The organism is Pseudomonas sp. H1_D04, assembly GCF_054683855.1.
Window position 1 is genome coordinate 5,931,170 of sequence record NZ_CP162826.1, and the last position, 17,429, is coordinate 5,948,598.

Genomic DNA, 17,429 nt, shown 5'->3' on the forward strand with positions numbered 1-17,429 from the left:
TAAGGTGCTCACAGGTAACCATCTGTGAGCTGCCATGCCCTTCCTCGCCCGTACCCACCCTCGCCTCTCCGCCGCCGCCGTACTGGGTCTTGCCGCAGGCATCCTGATGCCCGCCGAAACACTCATCAGCAAAATCCTGATCGGCTGGAACGCTGGGGTCTGGACCTACCTGGTGCTGATGCTGTGGCTGACCAGCCGCGCCAAGGCCGAAGACGTCAAACGCATCGCCGAAGTCGAGGACGAAAACGCCGGGCTGGTGCTGTTCATTGTGTGCATCGCCGCCATCGCGAGCCTGGCGACCATTACTTTCGAATTGGTGGGCAGCAAGGAGTTGGCCACCGGGCAACGCCTGTTGCACTACGGTTTCACCGGGCTGACGGTCATCGGCTCATGGCTGCTGATCGGGGTGATTTTCAGCGTGCATTACGCCCGGCTCTATTACACCTGGGCAGGCAAGGAGCCGGCGCTGCGTTTCGCCGAAGGGTTGCTCACGCCCAACTACTGGGACTTCCTGTACTTCTCCTTCACCATCGGCGTGGCCGTGCAGACCTCGGATGTGGGCGTCGCCACCCGTGGCCTGCGCAAGGTTGTACTGGCGCAGTCGTTGATCGGCTTTCTGTTCAACACCGCGATACTGGGGTTCTCGATCAATATCGCCGCCGGCCTGTTCGGCTAGCCTTGCACAAACCTTCTAGACGCTCATTAGCGGATGGGCGCCAATAGCCTCACTTATTCCTCAACGGTGATGCATGGCCGCGCACAATTGGATCGACCTGTCTCAGGACGCCGACACTGGCATCGAGACCCTGCGCGCGCATTTTGAAGGCCATGCCTATGACCCACATTGGCATGACAGCTACCTGATCGGCGTCACCGAACAAGGCGTGCAGCAATTCAACTGCCGCCGTGCCCGCCACAACAGCGTGCCCGGCCAGGTTTTTTTGGTGGAGCCTGGCGAAGTGCATGACGGCGACGCGCCCACGGCGGACGGCTTCACCTACCACATGCTGTACCTCGACCCACAGTGGCTGGCGCGGGAAGTGAGTGCGGTATTTGAAGAAGCGCCGGTCAACAGTCAATTGGGCTTCGCCAGCACCCTGGCCAACGACCCACGCCTGGCGCTCTCCACCAGCCAAGCCTTCCAGACACTGCACAGCGGTGAACTGCGCATCGTGCGGCAACGGGCAATGGACCACTTGCTGGAATGCCTCACCGACCAACTCTACTGGCGCACCCGCTACCGCGAAGATCCGCGCCTGCCGCGGGTGGCCCACAAGGCGCGGGAATACCTGCATGACCACCTGCATCAGGACGTGGGCATGGACGAACTGGCCCTGGCCTGCGGCGTCGACCGCTTTCGTCTGAGTCGCGCCTTCAAAAGCGCTTTCGGCCTGCCGCCCCATGCCTACCTGGTGCAACTGCGCCTGGCCCGCGCGCGCCACTTGCTGGGCAAGGGCGCGCAACCGGCCGATGTGGCGATTGCCTTGGGCTTCGCCGATCAAAGTCACTTGGGCCGCTGGTTCGTGCGCGCCTATGGCCTGACACCGGCGGCGTACCGCAAGCGCTGCTCAAACGTTCCAGACAGCTAAGTCACGGGCTTGCAAGGATGGACACCACTGATCTGTTCACTGGAGTCCCGTCCCATGCTGTCTACCTTGCTGCCCTTCGCGTTATTTGCCTTCGTCGCCTCCATTACGCCCGGCCCCACCAACATCCTGGTGCTGAGCAACAGTGCCCGCTATGGCCTGCGGGCGGCACTGCCGATCATCCTCGGGGCTTGTGCCGGTGCAGCGGGCATTGTGCTGATAGTGGGTTCGGGGTTCGGTGAGTCGCTGATTCATCTGCCCAAGGTACAAGCCACCCTGCAGTGGGTCGGCGTCGCATGGCTTAGCTACCTCGCCTGGCAGATTTTCAGTGCGCCCGCCCAGGCCGTTGAGCGCGATGCATCCCACAAGCGCCTGGGCCTGCTCGGCGCCGCCAGCCTGCAACTGGTCAACCCCAAGACCTGGATGATGGCGTTGGCGGTGGTCAGTGTGTTTGCGGGGCAAGGAGACGGGCGTCAGGCGCATGTGCTGACCCTGTCCCTGATGTTTTTTGTGGTGTCCCTGCCGTGTCTTGGCATGTGGGCGGTGCTGGGCGCCGGATCGACCCGGCTGCTGGGCTCGGCCAGGGCCATGCAACGGTTCAATCGGTTAATGGCGATCTTATTGCTGATGTCGGCCTGGATGAGTGTGTGGACACAGGGCTAGAACCGACGAATGGCAGAGCGAACCTGTTAGTTCTGACAGTTGCCAACCCTGCTCTTATAGCGCGCAATAGCTTCACCCACAGGGATTCATCGGAGCTGGCGAGATGCCTGGACAGAGTACGTTGATCAACAATTTGCTGCGCAACGGCAACTTCAGCAAATTTGGCGCCGACTGGACCACGCAAGACAGCGTGGACTACTCACGCCAGTATTGCCGCGTACTCACCGGCCAGGCTTCCCAAGTCATTGACGCCAGTGCCGAAACAACCTATCTGCTCGAGTTCTGGAGCCAGGTCCTGTTTAAAGGTAACGGCACGCTTTCTATCCGTTCCAACGCGCCCGGTGCCGACTTGGAAGTTGAGCTCAACGACTTCCATGTTTGGAGATGGCAGCAAATCAGCTTCACCACTCCACCGGCGACAACCCTCCTCACCGTGGCTATCACCGGCACCAGCGGAGAAGTGTGCGTCGACGAGATGCAACTGACCCTGGATACGGGCATCCCGCCCCGACCTGAGTTGGTGCTTAACGGGGATTTCTCCAACAACATGGATCACTGGAGTACCGAAGGCTCCCCGATCGGCTCCGGCACTCATTTTGACGGTAGTACCTTTCAGTGCACCCTGGGCGGCCGCGCCCGGCAAACCGTCCCTGTCACCGGAGGAAACACCTACGAATTTTCCTTTCGCTCGCGCAGTGATTTTGGCGGGCATGGGTTCTGCCGATTCGAAGTTGAGCCATCCGGCACGTTTGCGGAAATTCGCGTAGATGCGTCGAGCTGGACCACCTATCCAGAGGAACTGGCGATGCCCGCCAGCGCTACCGCGCTAACCATCATTCTTATTGGCATTGATGGCGCAGAATTTTTCGATGATGTCTCGTTGAGACGCAAAGCTTGAGCCTATCCGCAACCACTGCGCCTCCATCCAGGACGTGAACCGGAGTCGCGATCACTATGTAGAGGAGATGTCGCCATGACAGCCGTTCAAGAAATACTCACCCCAAAATCATCCCAAGAGCTTAATCATTTCAAAGGAACAATCGACGGGAAGGACTTTACTGCCACAGTGTTTTCCATCTCCAAGACAGCGGACCGATGGACTGTTTCCGGCACTCAAGTCGTCGTTCCGGGTCTCGTCCGTCATAAAATCCAGCTCTCGTTTCCGACGACTTTAATGAAAGGCGTTTACAAACTGGAAGAAGAACGTCATCAGATTAGGCTGACCTATACAACAGATGACTTGTTTGATCCCATCTTCATACGCGGTGATACAGGCCTCATTGACTTGACCACCATAGACCCAGCCAATGATCACGTTGAAGGCGGATTGCTAAACATCCTCACACACGATGATGGAAATCCTGTCTCTACCATCACTGCGTTGTTCAGGGTGCGTTGAGCCCTGAGCGATAACCAAAAAGCCACCGCCCAGACACCCAAAAAGGAAGCCGAAGCTTCCTTTTTGGATTACCGCACAGGCTTTTACCAGCTATAGCGCAACCCCACGTTAACGCCCCACGGTTGATCCACATGCTTGCCTTGGCTGTGTTCAAAGTCGCCATGCAACTGCAGGTTCTGCGAGAGCGACACCGCCACACCCGCGCCAAACTCGGCACGCGAGCCCGACAGATCACTCTTGAAGACTTGGCCGTTCACCCGCGCTTTGTTATCGCTGGCAAACTCGTGGGCCACTGCAGCGCGAAGATACGGCTGAACCACACTGCCGTCATTCATGATGAAATCGCGGCCTACCGTCACACCCAATTTACCCAGCACAGAGTGAGTATTTTCACCTTTTGCCTGGAGGCCGTTGTCCAGATCATACTTCTTGCCCTTGACCACCACCGTAGAGGCCTGAGCAAAGGGCTCAATGAAGAACGCGTCATCCAGTTTGATGTGGCGCCCCACTTCGGCCGACGCACCAATACCGTTGGTTCCGTACTTGCCTTTAGCCTGGGCACCATCGCTCATGCCGACCTTGGATTCGTTCTCGAAGCGGTTGGCTTTGACGACACCGTCGAAGTAGTAACCGCTGTCCGCATCCATCCACGTCGCATAGAGACCGGCGTAGTAGCTTTTCACTGTTCCGGAGGTGCCACGGCTCAAGTCCAGGTCCGAGGTGCTGTGCCCCGCCATGACACCGACCAGCCAATTGCTGTCTTCGCTCAGCGGTGTATCTGCACCGAGGGAGAACCCGCGCTGAGTCTGTTTGAAACCCGTACCGTTGGCATCAGAGACTGTGTATTTATTGCCATAACTACGAATCCAACCGCCGGCCTGGGCATCATTGTGCCGCAATTCGCCCATGCGACTGCGCAACGAGGTCATCTCGCCGTACCACACGGTAGGCGCGGTATTGAGCAGCGCCAGTACCGAACGCGTGCCCGGGCTGATAGTGCGTGCGCTGGGGTCGAGAAACCAGTCGTTGCCATCCTGCTTAAGGCCATAAGACCAGGCACCGATATCCACGGCGCCTCCCGCCAGAGAGAACTCCGCGTCGCCGCCACCGGTATGCACGATGTGCACGTCACCGGGGGCAACAGGTTCCAAACCACTGCTGGCCACTAACAAACTGTGTTGGCCGGTAGCTTCCCCGGTGATATTCAGGAAATCGTTCGAGCCGACCGCAAAGTCGGCGCCCATCACGAACGTGCCGTTACCACTGAGGGTGTCCAGGTTCAACTGGTAAAACGCATCGGTCTCACCGAATTTCACCGTACCGCCAGCGAGATCCAGGTCCCCCACCAAGCTGTCACCGGTCAGGTTCCAGAACGACCCATCAGCAATGCTCAACGTGCTGACGTTCAACAAAGCGCCGGTCAACGATGCGTTGTTGTGCAAATTCAAGTTGGCATTGCTGCCAGCTTCAACGATGACATTGCCATTCAAGTGGCTGTTATTGACGTTCATATTGGCCGTCGCACCACCGGTCACTTCCAGCAGGTTGCCGTTGCCGCCGATCAATTGAGAGCCGTTGTTCACATCGATGGTTGCCGTCGGCACCCGACCCGGCAAGCCGGCGACCAGAATTGCCGCGCCGGTTTGACCTTCGACTGTCGTCTGATCCAGGACCAGTGAGCCATCTTGAGTGGTTCCGGCCACACGGGTAAAACGAACCCCATTTTGCTCACCCAACAGCACACTATTCTGGGCAAACGCAGAACCGCCGATTAACAACACGCCGGTGCTGCCGACGGCAGTCCCTTGTACCAGGGAATCCTGCAAATACAGTTCACTGAATTGAGTCGCCGATGCACCCGCTTGTGCGCCCTTTATCGTGCTGTGACTGACGTCTGCACGAGAACCACCCGGCGTCGAGCTATAACGATTGAGTACCAGGCCGATAGATTGGGCACTTTCCAGATGGCTGCCGGAAATGGTCGCGCTGCCGTTGGTCAGCTCCATCGCTGACGCGCCCGCAGCACTGGCTTTAACAGTCGCGGCGTCCAGGCTCACAGTGGAACCTTCCTGGGCAACAATACGTTCAATGGCGCTGCCACTATTCACGGTCAATTGCGCACCCAGGCTAAGGATGGCACCGGTAGTTGCTCCGTTGACGGTCAGGCTGGAGCCGGCCTGCAGCGCCCAGTTTTTTACTGCCTCTCCAGACTCAATAACTTTGGATTCACCTGGGGCGACGACTTCCTGACTTGCCTGGCTTTGTACCGCTACGCCCAGCAACAGGCCCAGTGAAGACACCTTGACAGCCGCACTTATGGGGGAAAGTTTAAAAAAATACTTGATGGACATGCTGTAACACTCGCTCTAACTAAATGCCATGAATCAGTGGCATGACTCGTTCCGAAGGAGTGGAGCCAGACCTGTAGAGGCCGCGAGGTTATAGTTGGGGGAGGTAGGCGTAAGTAGGATAAATCTGAAGAGCGCAGAAGAACTGAGTGGTGCAACCGTAGTAAAAAGCACCGAGACACATCATGTCTCGGTGCTTGTCGCACGCCTTGGGTTACGCGGGCGTTCCATCGCAATAGTTATTGGACGTCACCATACGAATCGGAACAACCGCAGGTATCGATCGTGCCGGTGTTCCGGCGATGTCCAGAGAGTATTGGAACCAGAGCGTATTCCACGGCGCGGCGGCACCGACCACTTTGAGATGCGGATCGAACGGTTTGAGTTGGAAGATAAACCCTTTCGCCGCCATCTCCGCGTCCAGCGTAACTGAAGCTGTACCGCGTGTAGCCTCGATAGGGATATCGCCTAGAAGTCCCGTGGAAGCAACAAACTCAACGGTGATTTGTTTTCCATCCGCAAAAAACTCAGAATTGGGCGGAATCCTCACCTCAACATACTTCTCACTCCACGGCGTACCGGCATCTGTCGGCCGCAAGGAATCACAGATAAGCCTGCCTCTAGGATCCATGCTCCAGGGCCCCAAATGGAGAAACTCCGCCGGGTCGAGTTGATGAGTAATGGCATCGTCCACTCTCACGGACGTGCTATCCGAGTAGTTGCTATTGCTTGCCCCGGAGCGGCTCACCCCATAGAACACCGGAATATCGTCGCCGTTGCCTCCCGCAGCAATCGCAGTTTTATCTACCTCGATTTCGACCTCAGTGCCAGGCCCATCGCCAGGCCCAACCGTGTATGAGCCTGCCAGGTTCAGCTTGCTCCCCCAATACAGCTTAATGACGTCGTCTTCTTCCGGCTCAGGGTCGACAGACCACAAATCGAAGGTGGCCAGGATGGGGCCAACGTGATCGATGTCGGCGGAGTTCAGATAGTTCGTCGTTGGGGCCGACGCGGGGCCGGTGATGGTGACGATGTCCAGGTCTGGGCTAGGCTCGCCCGGAACCGGACCCGGAGGCCCAACAACGCTTAAATCAACACTCACCAGAGTGTCATCGGTCGGAGAATTGGTAGAGCCGGTCCTGATGATGTCATAACTGGCCGTCACCGAAACCGGGCCTTCCTGATCGGCGTACTCGTCCACAATCAGTTGGCCAGGGACCGTGAATTCGAACGGAAAAACCCCGCTTAGAGGCGCCAGAGCGGTGGTCTGGTCGCCCCAATGCAACCTGTATTGATCGCTCGGTTCCCATGCATATTGTGGAATGGCCCCCTTCACGCCGGCCTGCCATGCTTCGATATCCACCATCCCACCAGAGGGTGGTGCAACGATGACAAGAGGATCCAGGTTCAGGTTTGCACTGCGCTTAAGCCTGCGCCCGGTGGGAATTCTGGAAATTTCGCTGTAATTGCCGGCAGCGTCTACGAATTGGCAGTAAGCAAATAAAATGCCATCAGCCATAGCAGCAATGGCTGAAATAGGTACGTTGAACACTGTTCCACCAGCCTCCATGGGTTTGCTGCCCAAAGAGGGCGCATCGTCGGGCGGCTGGATGGCGGTAACCCAGACCCGGGCTACGGTGTCCCCCGCCTCATAATCCCCGTAGCCCGGAATACCGAGCTCAAACCCTCCGGGGTTCAGGTCCAAGGTCTCTTGCGTAATATCAACACCGAGAGGCAATGAAGCCGGCCAAACAACTCTTGCAGGTGCTTCACTCTTACCGGGCGCTTTGTAAGGACCGTACAGATCAATCTTGACCCGTTGTTGGGCAGAGAAGTCTAAATAATCACTGCCCGAACCGGGCCTTACTTTAAACCTGAGATCAAACTCACCATGGCCGAGGGGTGCGATATTGATGGTCACCTGAACGAAAGGTCCCGACGGCTGAACTGGAAAGAAAATGGGATCCAGCGGTATCCAGAAGGCTTGCCCAACCACGCTGAATTCGATCTGCAGTACGTCCCCGTCATCCGGGAAGGCCCAGATGGGGCAGTCAACCCTCAAACCGCCATCGCTGTCCAAATGCGGCCGCCAGATCAAACCGCTTATACCATCGAGGGCCTGAGGAAAAATCGGCGCAGCCAGGTTGGGGTCTTCCCAGCCCGCCACACTTGCTTTTTTTGAACGGTTAATTGCCATCTCAGTTTCTCCTTGCCAGTAGTAAGGCGCTCAAGAATGACCCGGGTATATTGTCGGCCGCTCAGCAACCGAAACAGCCGCCAGCCCGTACATAACCAAGTTCAAATCAAGCACGATGAAGAACGATCAATTAATCTTTAATTACCCTTCACAGCCACGAATGGAAACTTCGTTTTTAGTCCGGACCATCACCACCAGGCCCACAAAACAGTGGCAAATCATGTGATCTACGCCGATCAATTTTTATATAACGAATCAATGAGCTGCCTATGCGATTTTTATTACGCCATACCGTGAACTCAGCATAAGCGCCTGCATCGTCTTTCATGGGTTTTACATAAGGAACATAAGGCACGACACATTCGTAATAACCCTGAGCCTCATGGGCGGCCGACCAATAATCCACAAACACCTCAGTGGTTTCCGGGATAGGCTGGTTGCCGCCGAAGCCAAGCGTACCCTGCCATTTCAGCCGCACTTCGTCCCCTATCTTGATATCAGGATGTTTGAGCACGTGAACACGAACCCCGTCCCAGATGCGTGGGTAGGTGTCACAGTTCAACCAGGCGTTACTGTTTGCATGTGGAAATTCCGGCCGAGGAAATCTAACCGGCGGGGCTATATTTATATTCACCAGTTGACTGGGCGCCAGTTGGTCATTCACACCATTACGGGTTCGATAACTCACTGGGAACGCCGGGTTATTGGGTGTTTCAGCAACCACCGACCAGGCAATAGGGGTAAATGTCACCAAGGCCCCTGCTACGTCCCCGGGCTGTACATGATAGGAGGCCACTGGCTCTTCTTTATCTCCCCAATACAAGTCCAACCACTTACCGACACTCGGACCGTCGGGCAGCGCGACGGTCGCCGTGACAGGTTGATCCGAATCACTGAAATCCAAGTGGTTGGCCGTATCGGAAACCGCACCGCGAATCTCGACCCGCTCCAAGTGTCGATTCAACTCATCAGGTGCCTGATCATGATCCACGCCAAAGACCCGGAAGTCGGCATCGACATGCCGCACGGGCGATGGAATGGCCGTCGGAACGCCTGCACGATAAATGAAGTATTGAACCGGTAGATGGGTCTGCAGGTAACCCTTCTGGATCAACGTAGACCAGGGCACCGGCACCACTTTCGGGAAACCCTCGACCCCCTCTCTTGCCAGAACAATACTGTCCCAGCTGACCACTACCTCGTCTGCCGGATCCCAATCGAAATAGGCTTCAAACCTCACATTGACGCCCGCACGTGCATCCGCGCGATCAATCAGGCCGTCAAATTCGTAGGCAAGGACCTGGGGTGGTTTAAGCCCACTTGGAGACGGTTTCAAATTGATGTAGACGGGCGTAGGCCCCGAATAATTGGTTTGCTGGTTACCTGCCCGGTCACGCAGGCCATAACGAATAAACCGCGGGCCATTCGGTAATTGTCGAAACAAAATAGAAGGCATAGTGACTAGCAACGTATCCTGAACAGTCGTGAGCGTGTACGTATAGTTGGCCTCGAAGGGGTTTGACTCTTCGTTCAATAATAGAAATATCAATATATCGTCATAGGGTTGGGCATCTATATACCTGGGAATACGCAGACCCGTGTTCTCATACTTGCTCAAATACTCTTCAGTGACGCCGTGCTCGATGATCTCGTTGTTTATGAAGGTCGCAGGCTGCAAAGGCCCCGTCCCACCGGGCGGTATCCAGTCCAGTGTGAAGGTCGTGGTATATGGGCAGTGTTCTATGCCGCCGGGTCCGTCAACATAATAGGTAAGGTCATACGAGCCGCTGATCTTCAGCCAGTTTCCGCCTATGGTCAGCTCCACAGGGAAATCGTCTTCCTGGCTCAGTGGCCCTTCTAATGGAATCGGTGTCAGCGGATAGGCTGGCTCAGGCGTATGAGGTTTGATGAAGAAGTGGACATAGTCCGTCTCACCCTCTTGGGCAGGGAACCTCCAGATGTTCTTCAACTGAATTTTTATCGGGTGGTACAAAAACTCAGTGGGAATCAATCCGACTGGATCACCCTCAATGGCATCCACTACTACAGCGGCCTCAAGTGACGATACCTGCCCTTCTGAACGGCCGCAGAAGGATTTTTGGGTGGTCTTCGAAAGCGTCATCGTGCGCTCCTTGATGCTCAGACAGACAGGTAGAAAACCATGGCTGGATCAAATTAAGCGCCCATTTCGAACCTCTGGATACTGTCATAAGTAACAGGTAGGCGACCCCTTTCGTCGGATTCCACAGGAGCCTCCCGACGAGCGCCCCCTTGACGCAAGGGTTGTGTTGGTGTTTCCTGAAACCGGTTTCAAGGCAACCTCCAAACTAATAAAAAAGGCTCTACCGTGACTTCCTTTTCCGATGCCCAGCGCTCTCGCGTCACCATGCTCGACGTCGCCCAACACGCCGGTGTATCCAAGGCCAGCGTGTCGCGCTTTATCGGCGACGACCGTGCCCTGCTCTCCGATGCTATTGCCTTGCGCATTGAGCAAGCCATCGAACAGCTCGGCTACCGCCCCAACCAGATGGCCCGTGGCCTGAAACGTGGCCGCACCCGCCTTATCGGCATGCTGGTAGCCGATATCCGCAACCCCTATTCCATTGCCGTGATGCACGGCGTCGAAACCGCCTGCCGCCAGCACGGCTACAGCCTGGTGGTGTGCAACACCGACCGCGACGACGAGCAGGAACGCCAACACCTGGCTGCACTGCGCTCGTACAACATCGAAGGGCTGATCGTGAATACCCTCGGCCATCACCTCGACCAACTGCTGGAACTGCAACGGGAAATGCCTCTGGTGCTGGTGGACCGCAAGGTCGAGCCGCTGCACAGCGACCTGGTGGGTCTGAATAACCCGGCAGCAGTGCGCATGGCAGTGGAGCATCTGGAACAACAGGGTTATCGCGAGGTGTTGCTGGTGAGCGAAGCCGCCGATGGCACCAGTTCACGGGTTGAACGCTTGGGCAGTTTCAAGGCCGAAATTGCCCGGCGCCCGGCGCTGACCGGCGCGGTGCTGGAGTTGGATGGCAACCTCGAAACCGGCCTAAAGAATTTTCTCGCCAAGCCCGGCCCCAAGGCGGTGTTTTGTGCCAACGGCGTCGCCGCGCTGGCCTGTACTCATGCGCTCAAGACGCTGGGCTGCAACTTGTTTGAAGACGTGGGCCTGATCGCCCTGGATGACCTGGATTGGTATCCGTTGGTGGGCAACGGCATCACCGCCCTCGCCCAGCCTACCGAGGCAATTGGCGCCAGCGCGTTCGACTGCCTGCTCAAGCGCTTGCGCGGTGACGATGCACCCACGCGCACCCTGGACTTCCTGCCACAACTGATCGTTCGCGGTTCTACCCACCGTCGATAATTTTTTTGCACAAAAATGAAACCGGTTTCAGAGGTAAACAACAATGCATAAATACCCCGTCTCCATCAGCCTTTCGAGCTACGGCGCCGACTTGGTCCGCCAGCAAGGCCAGTTGAGTTTTGTCCAGCTATTGGCCGCCGCCGGTGCCCAACGCATCGAGTGGCGAGAAGAGTTGCTGACCGGCGAAAACGCGGCCGAACTCGCCCAGGCCGCTGCCGAAAAAGGGCTGGAAGCCGTGTTCTCATCGCCCCTGGAACTGTGGGTCGCCGGTCGCGCCCAACCCAACGCCGAACTGAACGCGACTCTGGACCGCGCCCAGGCTTTTGGCGCGCGCTGGTTGAAAGTCTCGCTCGGTTACTTCACCGACACTAACGATCTGGAAAGCCTGCACGCCCTGCTCAACCGCCACCCGGTCCATCTGTTGGTGGAAAACGACCAGACTCTGCACGGCGGGCGCATCGAGCCCATGCAGCGGTTCTTCACCGAGGTCGAGCGCCTGGGCCTGCCGGTGAAAATGACCTTCGACATCGGCAACTGGCAATGGCAGGACCAATCCGCCCTCACCGCTGCGCGCCTGTTGGGCCGGCATGTGGACTACCTGCACTGCAAGGCCGTGGCCCGCCGCCCGGACGGCAAGTTGGTAGCGCTGCCGCCTGGCGCCACCGACCTGCACCTGTGGGAACAACTGCTCAAGCACATGACTCAAGGCATTACGCGGGCGGTGGAATTTCCGCTGCAAGGCGATGACCTGATTGATGTCACCGCCCAACAGGTCGCCACCCTTGCCCTGCTCGGCCAACCCCGCCAGGAGAATGCCCATGTCTGAGATCGATATCCTGTCGTTCGGTGAAACCATGGCGATGTTCGTCGCCGAGCAGACCGGTGATTTGGCGCAGGTCAGCCAGTTTCACAAACGCATCGCGGGAGCCGACAGCAATGTCGCCATTGGCCTGTCGCGCCTGGGCTTCAACGTGGCCTGGCTGAGCCGGGTAGGCAACGACTCACTCGGCCGCTACGTGGTCGACACCCTGCAAAAGGAAGGCCTGGATTGCCGTAATGTGGCCGTCGACCCGCTGCACCCCACCGGCTTTCAGTTCAAGTCCCGCGAAGAAGCCGGCGCCGATCCCCAGGTGGAGTATTTCCGCAAAGGCTCGGCTGCCAGCCATTTGTCCATCGCCGCCATCAGCCCTGCGCTGCTGCAAGCCCGCCATTTGCACGCCACCGGGATTCCGCCGGCGTTGTCCGAGGCCACCGGTGAACTGTCCGTCGAGTTGATGACCCAGATGCGCAAGGCCGGGCGCAGCGTGTCATTCGACCCGAACCTGCGGCCGTCGCTGTGGGCCAGCCAAGCCCAGATGATCCGCCAGATCAACGCCCTCGCCGGCCTGGCCGATTGGGTGTTGCCGGGCTTGAGCGAAGGCCGCCTGCTTACCGGTTTCGACGACCCGGCCGACATCGCCGCGTTCTACCTGGACCAGGGCGCCGAAGCCGTGGCCATCAAGCTCGGCCCGGACGGCGCCTACTACCGCACCCACCTGGACCAAGGCTTCGTCGCCGCCGTACAGGTGGACAAGGTCGTGGACACCGTCGGCGCCGGCGATGGGTTTGCCGTGGGCATGATCAGTGCCCTGCTGGAAAACCTGAGTTTCCCCGAGGCGGTACAGCGCGGTAACTGGATCGGCAGCCGCGCCGTGCAAAGCCGTGGCGATATGGAAGGCCTGCCCACCCGCGCCGAATTACCCACCCGATCCGTTGCGTGACCCACACCCTGTTGCCACAACTACAACAAGCTCAGGAGCAACCTCATGGAAACCGTGAAATTCGCCACCCGTCGTTGGTGGTACATCATGCCCATCGTTTTTATCACCTACAGCCTGGCCTATCTGGACCGCGCTAACTACGGCTTCGCCGCCGCCTCCGGGATGGCCGAAGACTTGATGATCACTCCCGGCATGTCGTCGTTGCTGGGCGCACTGTTTTTCCTCGGCTACTTTTTCTTCCAGGTGCCGGGCGCGATCTACGCGCAGAAGCGCAGTGTTAAAAAACTGATTTTCGTCAGCCTGATCCTCTGGGGCGGCCTGGCGACCCTGACCGGCGTGGTGTCCAACGCCTACATGCTGATCGTTATTCGTTTCATGCTCGGCGTGGTCGAAGCCGCAGTGATGCCGGCGATGCTGGTGTACCTGTGCCACTGGTTCACCCGCGCCGAACGATCGCGGGCCAACACCTTCCTGATCCTCGGCAACCCGGTGACCATGCTGTGGATGTCGGTGGTGTCGGGTTACCTGGTGCAGCATTTCAGCTGGCGTTGGATGTTTATCATCGAAGGCCTGCCCGCGGTGCTGTGGGCGTTTATCTGGTGGAAGCTGGCCGATGAGCGTCCCAAGGATGCCAAGTGGCTGAGCGATAGCGAAAAGCACAGCCTGGAAACCGCCCTCGCCGCCGAACAGGTGGGCATTAAGGCGGTTAAAAATTACGCCGAAGCGTTCCGCTCGCCCAAGGTGATCATCCTGGCGCTGCAGTTCTTCTGCTGGAGCATCGGCGTGTACGGCTTTGTGCTGTGGCTGCCGTCGATCCTCAAGGCCGGTTTGCAGATGGACATGGTCGAAGCAGGCTGGCTGTCGGCACTGCCGTACCTGGCGGCAGTGATCGGCATGCTGGTGGTGAGCTGGGGGTCGGACAAACTGCAAAAACGTAAACGCTTTGTATGGCCGCCGCTATTGATTGCCTCCATCGCGTTCTATGCCTCCTACGTACTCGGCGCCGAACACTTCTGGTGGTCCTACACCCTGCTGGTGATTGCCGGGGCCTGCATGTATGCGCCTTATGGACCGTTTTTCGCGATCGTCCCGGAAATCCTGCCCGCCAACGTCGCCGGTGGCGCCATGGCGCTGATCAACAGCATGGGCGCGCTCGGCTCGTTCGGCGGTTCGTACCTGGTGGGCTACCTCAATAGCAGCACGGGTTCACCCGGCGCTTCGTACCTGCTGATGAGCGGTGCATTGATGCTGGCGGTGGTGCTGACGATTTTCCTCAAGCCAGGCGCCAGCGACCGTGAGCGCGTGCCCCTGCAAACCCTCGAATTGAAGGTAAAAGCCCAATGAAAAAGTCTGTGGTGTTGTACAAGAAACTCTCCGCGCCGCTGATGGCCCGCCTGCATGAACAGGCCGAGGTCACGCTGATCGAAGCCCTGGACGACACCGGCCTGGCCAAGCTGCGCGACGCCCTGCCGACCGCCCATGGCCTGCTGGGCGCGAGCCTGCGCCTGGATGCCAAATTGCTGGATCTGGCGCCTCACCTGGAGGCGGTAGCCAGCGTGTCGGTCGGGGTCGACAACTACGACATCGACTACCTGACCCAGCGCGGCATCCTGCTCAGCAACACGCCGGACGTGCTGACCGAAACCACCGCCGACACCGGCTTCGCGCTGATCCTCGCCACCGCCCGGCGCGTGGTGGAACTGGCTGATATGGTGCGCGCCGGCCAATGGAACAAAAACATCGGCCCCTCGCACTTTGGCAGCGATGTGCACGGCAAGACCCTGGGTATCATCGGCATGGGCCGCATCGGCGAAGCCCTGGCCCAGCGCGGGCATTTTGGCTTTGGCATGCCGGTGATCTACCACAGCCATTCGCCCAAGCCGGCGGTGGAACAACGCTTTGGCGCGCAATACCGCAGCTTGAACGACTTGCTGGAGCAAGCCGATTTTGTCTGCCTGACGTTGCCGCTTACGGCTGAAACCGAAAAACTGATCGGCGCGCAAGAGTTTACGCGGATGGGCCCCGAGACGATCTTCATCAATATCTCGCGGGGCAAGGTGGTCGACGAAGCGGCGCTGGTCGAGGCGTTGCAGCAGCGCACAATTCGGGCAGCGGGGCTGGATGTGTTCGAAAAGGAACCGCTGGATCACGGCTCGCCGTTGCTGCGTTTGAACAACGTGGTGGCAACCCCGCATATCGGCTCGGCGACCCATGAGACGCGGGAGGCGATGGCCACCTGTGCGGTGGATAATCTGCTGGCGGCATTGGCGGGCGAACGGCCAAAAAACCTGGTGAACCCAGATGCCTGGAAACACTAGTTTCTAACACTGCAGAGAACACATGTGGGAGGGGGCTTGCCCCCGGTAGCGGTGGATCAGTTATAGATATCTTGACTGACACACCGCCATCGGGGGCAAGCCCCCTTCCACATTTGATTGCTTTGCACAGTGGGTCAGATCACGAACTTGGCCACCATCCCGTTCAAATCCACCGCCAGGCGTGACAGTTCATGGCTGGCAGCGCTCGTCTGGTTGGCCCCCGCCGCCGACTGGGTGGCCAGGTCGCGGATATTCACCAGGTTGCGGTCCACCTCGCGGGACACCTGAGCCTGTTCCTCCGAGGCGCTGGCAATCACCAGGTTGCGCTCGTTGATCAGGCTGATCGACTGGGTAATCTGCTCCAGCGCCACCCCGGCAGCGCGGGCCATTTCCAGGGTGCTCTGGGTACGTTGATTGCTCTGCTGCATCGATTGCACCGCTTCACCGGTGCCGTTCTGGATGCCGGCGACCATTTTTTCGATTTCCTGTGTCGACTGCGCGGTGCGGTGAGCCAGGGCCCGCACTTCGTCCGCCACCACCGCAAAGCCACGCCCGGCTTCACCGGCGCGGGCCGCTTCAATGGCAGCGTTGAGCGCCAGCAGGTTGGTCTGCTCAGCGATCGCGCGGATCACATCAAGCACCTTGCCGATATCGCGGCCCTGAGTGGCCAGGCCTTCGATCATCGCGGCGGTGTTCTGCACGTCCTGGGTCATGGTCTGGATCGCGCCGACGGTTTCCACCACCCGGTCGCGCCCTTCCCGTGCAGCCAGGTTCGACTGGCTGGACGCTTCAGAGGTGGACACCGCATTACGCGCCACTTCTTCGACTGCGGCGGTCATCTCGTTAACCGCGGTGGCCGCCTGATCGATTTCATTGTTCTGTTGCTGCAAGCCTTTGGAGGCTTCTTCGGTGACCGCGCTGAGCTCCTCGGCGGCAGACGCCAGTTGGGTGGCCGAACCGGCGATGTGCTGGATGGTCTGGCGCAGGTTCGCTTGCATCGCGGCCAGGGCGCCGATCAAGCGAGCCGGTTCGTCGTTGCCGTCGTCTGCGATGGTGCTGCTGAGGTTGCCGGCGGCGATGGTTTCGGCCACGGTCACGGCTTTGCGCAACGGCGTGACGATGCTGCGGGTCAGCAACCAGGCCAGTAATACGGTGAGCAACGCGGCGGCGACCGAGACCATAATCACGCCGGTGATGGCACTGTCGTACCCTCGCCCAGCTTCAGCGTCTGCGGTCTTGGCGTCAGCGGCGTTGATGGCAATCAACTTGTTCAGCTGTTCGCCCATCTGATCGGTGCCGTCCTTGATACGGGTGTTGATCAGCGCACGCATTTCATCGACCTTGCCTTGCCTGGACAGGGTCAGCATGTCGGCCTGGGCCTTGAGGTAGTTGTCCAGGGTCGTACCAAATGTCTTGTACAAAGCCGCCTCTTCCGGCCCGGCGGGCAGCGTGGCGTAACCGGCCTGGGCGGTCTTGACCTTGTCGGCCAACACACCGATGCGGGTTTCTGCTTCCTGCAACGCGGCCGGTTCACGGTTGACCAGCACGCGAAAGGACAGGATGCGCAGGCGCAACACGTTTTCCGTGATCGTGCCCAGGTACGTCACGCTGGGCAGCAGGTTGGCACTCATGGCCACTGACGCCTCGCGAATCAGTGTCATGCGGTTGACCGCAAACACACCTAGAACAACCACTAACAACGCGATGAACGCGAAACCCAGAGAAGCACGAGGGGCGATATTCAGGTGACGGAGGGACATAGGCGAGACTCTCAGGAGTAGTGTTTGCGCGCGTCCC

The 17,429-nt window shown here is 58.7% G+C and carries 14 protein-coding genes; 10 read left to right on the forward strand and 4 right to left on the reverse strand.

Annotated elements, in window-relative coordinates:
* Positions 1 to 34 precede the first annotated feature (34 nt).
* The 5 genes from AB4N82_RS27540 to AB4N82_RS27560 all read left to right on the forward strand — a co-directional run bounded on the left by AB4N82_RS27540 (position 35) and on the right by AB4N82_RS27560 (position 3,648).
* Positions 35 to 676 carry a DUF1345 domain-containing protein gene (locus tag AB4N82_RS27540; RefSeq protein ID WP_122764283.1) on the forward strand — a complete coding sequence of 214 codons (642 nt, stop codon included), beginning with the start codon at positions 35 to 37 and terminating at the stop codon, positions 674 to 676.
* 73 nt (positions 677 to 749) lie between these two features.
* Positions 750 to 1,589: an AraC family transcriptional regulator gene (locus tag AB4N82_RS27545; RefSeq protein ID WP_032887015.1), complete on the forward strand. Its 840-nt coding sequence runs from the start codon at positions 750 to 752 to the stop codon at positions 1,587 to 1,589.
* Positions 1,590 to 1,643: 54 nt separating this feature from the next.
* On the forward strand, positions 1,644 to 2,249 hold the full coding sequence (locus AB4N82_RS27550) for a LysE family translocator (protein WP_122764284.1): 606 nt from the start codon (positions 1,644 to 1,646) through the stop codon (positions 2,247 to 2,249).
* 121 nt (positions 2,250 to 2,370) lie between these two features.
* Entirely contained in the window at positions 2,371 to 3,147 is a 777-nt protein-coding gene (locus AB4N82_RS27555; protein WP_163034936.1) for a carbohydrate binding domain-containing protein, read from the forward strand.
* Between the two features lie 75 nt (positions 3,148 to 3,222).
* Complete coding sequence (locus AB4N82_RS27560; protein ID WP_122764285.1) at positions 3,223 to 3,648, forward strand: hypothetical protein; 426 nt, start codon at positions 3,223 to 3,225, stop codon at positions 3,646 to 3,648.
* An 83-nt stretch (positions 3,649 to 3,731) separates the two neighbouring features.
* On the opposite strand, the gene AB4N82_RS27565 is transcribed toward AB4N82_RS27560, so the two are convergent.
* The 3 genes from AB4N82_RS27565 to AB4N82_RS27575 form a co-directional block, all read right to left on the reverse strand.
* On the reverse strand, positions 3,732 to 5,999 hold the full coding sequence (locus tag AB4N82_RS27565) for an autotransporter outer membrane beta-barrel domain-containing protein (RefSeq protein ID WP_122764286.1): 2,268 nt from the start codon (positions 5,997 to 5,999) through the stop codon (positions 3,732 to 3,734).
* Between the two features lie 211 nt (positions 6,000 to 6,210).
* Positions 6,211 to 8,193: a hypothetical protein gene (locus AB4N82_RS27570; protein WP_122764287.1), complete on the reverse strand. Its 1,983-nt coding sequence runs from the start codon at positions 8,191 to 8,193 to the stop codon at positions 6,211 to 6,213.
* Between the two features lie 175 nt (positions 8,194 to 8,368).
* A complete protein-coding gene (locus tag AB4N82_RS27575; RefSeq protein WP_460103955.1) occupies positions 8,369 to 10,315 on the reverse strand; it encodes a hypothetical protein in 1,947 nt (648 codons plus the stop codon).
* A gap of 225 nt (positions 10,316 to 10,540) precedes the next feature.
* On the opposite strand from AB4N82_RS27575, the gene AB4N82_RS27580 reads away from it, so the two are divergent.
* Genes AB4N82_RS27580 through AB4N82_RS27600 form a run of 5 tightly spaced genes read left to right on the forward strand, consistent with a single transcriptional unit; the run spans position 10,541 to position 15,632 of the window.
* Positions 10,541 to 11,554 carry a LacI family DNA-binding transcriptional regulator gene (locus AB4N82_RS27580; RefSeq protein WP_122764289.1) on the forward strand — a complete coding sequence of 338 codons (1,014 nt, stop codon included), beginning with the start codon at positions 10,541 to 10,543 and terminating at the stop codon, positions 11,552 to 11,554.
* A gap of 43 nt (positions 11,555 to 11,597) precedes the next feature.
* Positions 11,598 to 12,380, forward strand: a complete 783-nt coding sequence (locus AB4N82_RS27585) for a sugar phosphate isomerase/epimerase family protein (RefSeq protein WP_095185893.1) — start codon at positions 11,598 to 11,600, stop codon at positions 12,378 to 12,380.
* Positions 12,373 to 13,314, forward strand: a complete 942-nt coding sequence (locus AB4N82_RS27590; RefSeq protein ID WP_095185894.1) for a sugar kinase — start codon at positions 12,373 to 12,375, stop codon at positions 13,312 to 13,314. The genes AB4N82_RS27585 and AB4N82_RS27590 overlap by 8 nt, the downstream gene beginning before the upstream one ends.
* Positions 13,315 to 13,359: 45 nt before the next feature.
* Positions 13,360 to 14,658 (forward strand): MFS transporter, encoded by a 1,299-nt coding sequence (locus AB4N82_RS27595; protein ID WP_032887028.1) that lies wholly within the window; start codon positions 13,360 to 13,362, stop codon positions 14,656 to 14,658.
* Positions 14,655 to 15,632 (forward strand): 2-hydroxyacid dehydrogenase, encoded by a 978-nt coding sequence (locus AB4N82_RS27600; RefSeq protein ID WP_099602897.1) that lies wholly within the window; start codon positions 14,655 to 14,657, stop codon positions 15,630 to 15,632. Before AB4N82_RS27595 ends, AB4N82_RS27600 begins: the two co-directional genes overlap by 4 nt.
* Before the next feature lie 134 nt (positions 15,633 to 15,766).
* On the opposite strand, the gene AB4N82_RS27605 is transcribed toward AB4N82_RS27600, so the two are convergent.
* Entirely contained in the window at positions 15,767 to 17,392 is a 1,626-nt protein-coding gene (locus AB4N82_RS27605) for a methyl-accepting chemotaxis protein (RefSeq protein WP_122764290.1), read from the reverse strand.
* Positions 17,393 to 17,429: the final 37 nt, after the last annotated feature.

Coding starts and splice junctions, on each gene's coding strand:
- AB4N82_RS27560 (WP_122764285.1), top strand. CDS start 3,223: ATGACAGCCGTTCAAGAAATACTCACCCCAAAATCATCCCAAGAGCTT.
- AB4N82_RS27575 (WP_460103955.1), bottom strand. CDS start 10,315: ATGACGCTTTCGAAGACCACCCAAAAATCCTTCTGCGGCCGTTCAGAA.
- AB4N82_RS27540 (WP_122764283.1), top strand. CDS start 35: ATGCCCTTCCTCGCCCGTACCCACCCTCGCCTCTCCGCCGCCGCCGTA.
- AB4N82_RS27565 (WP_122764286.1), bottom strand. CDS start 5,999: ATGTCCATCAAGTATTTTTTTAAACTTTCCCCCATAAGTGCGGCTGTC.
- AB4N82_RS27570 (WP_122764287.1), bottom strand. CDS start 8,193: ATGGCAATTAACCGTTCAAAAAAAGCAAGTGTGGCGGGCTGGGAAGAC.
- AB4N82_RS27590 (WP_095185894.1), top strand. CDS start 12,373: ATGTCTGAGATCGATATCCTGTCGTTCGGTGAAACCATGGCGATGTTC.
- AB4N82_RS27550 (WP_122764284.1), top strand. CDS start 1,644: ATGCTGTCTACCTTGCTGCCCTTCGCGTTATTTGCCTTCGTCGCCTCC.
- AB4N82_RS27595 (WP_032887028.1), top strand. CDS start 13,360: ATGGAAACCGTGAAATTCGCCACCCGTCGTTGGTGGTACATCATGCCC.
- AB4N82_RS27585 (WP_095185893.1), top strand. CDS start 11,598: ATGCATAAATACCCCGTCTCCATCAGCCTTTCGAGCTACGGCGCCGAC.
- AB4N82_RS27605 (WP_122764290.1), bottom strand. CDS start 17,392: ATGTCCCTCCGTCACCTGAATATCGCCCCTCGTGCTTCTCTGGGTTTC.
- AB4N82_RS27545 (WP_032887015.1), top strand. CDS start 750: ATGGCCGCGCACAATTGGATCGACCTGTCTCAGGACGCCGACACTGGC.
- AB4N82_RS27600 (WP_099602897.1), top strand. CDS start 14,655: ATGAAAAAGTCTGTGGTGTTGTACAAGAAACTCTCCGCGCCGCTGATG.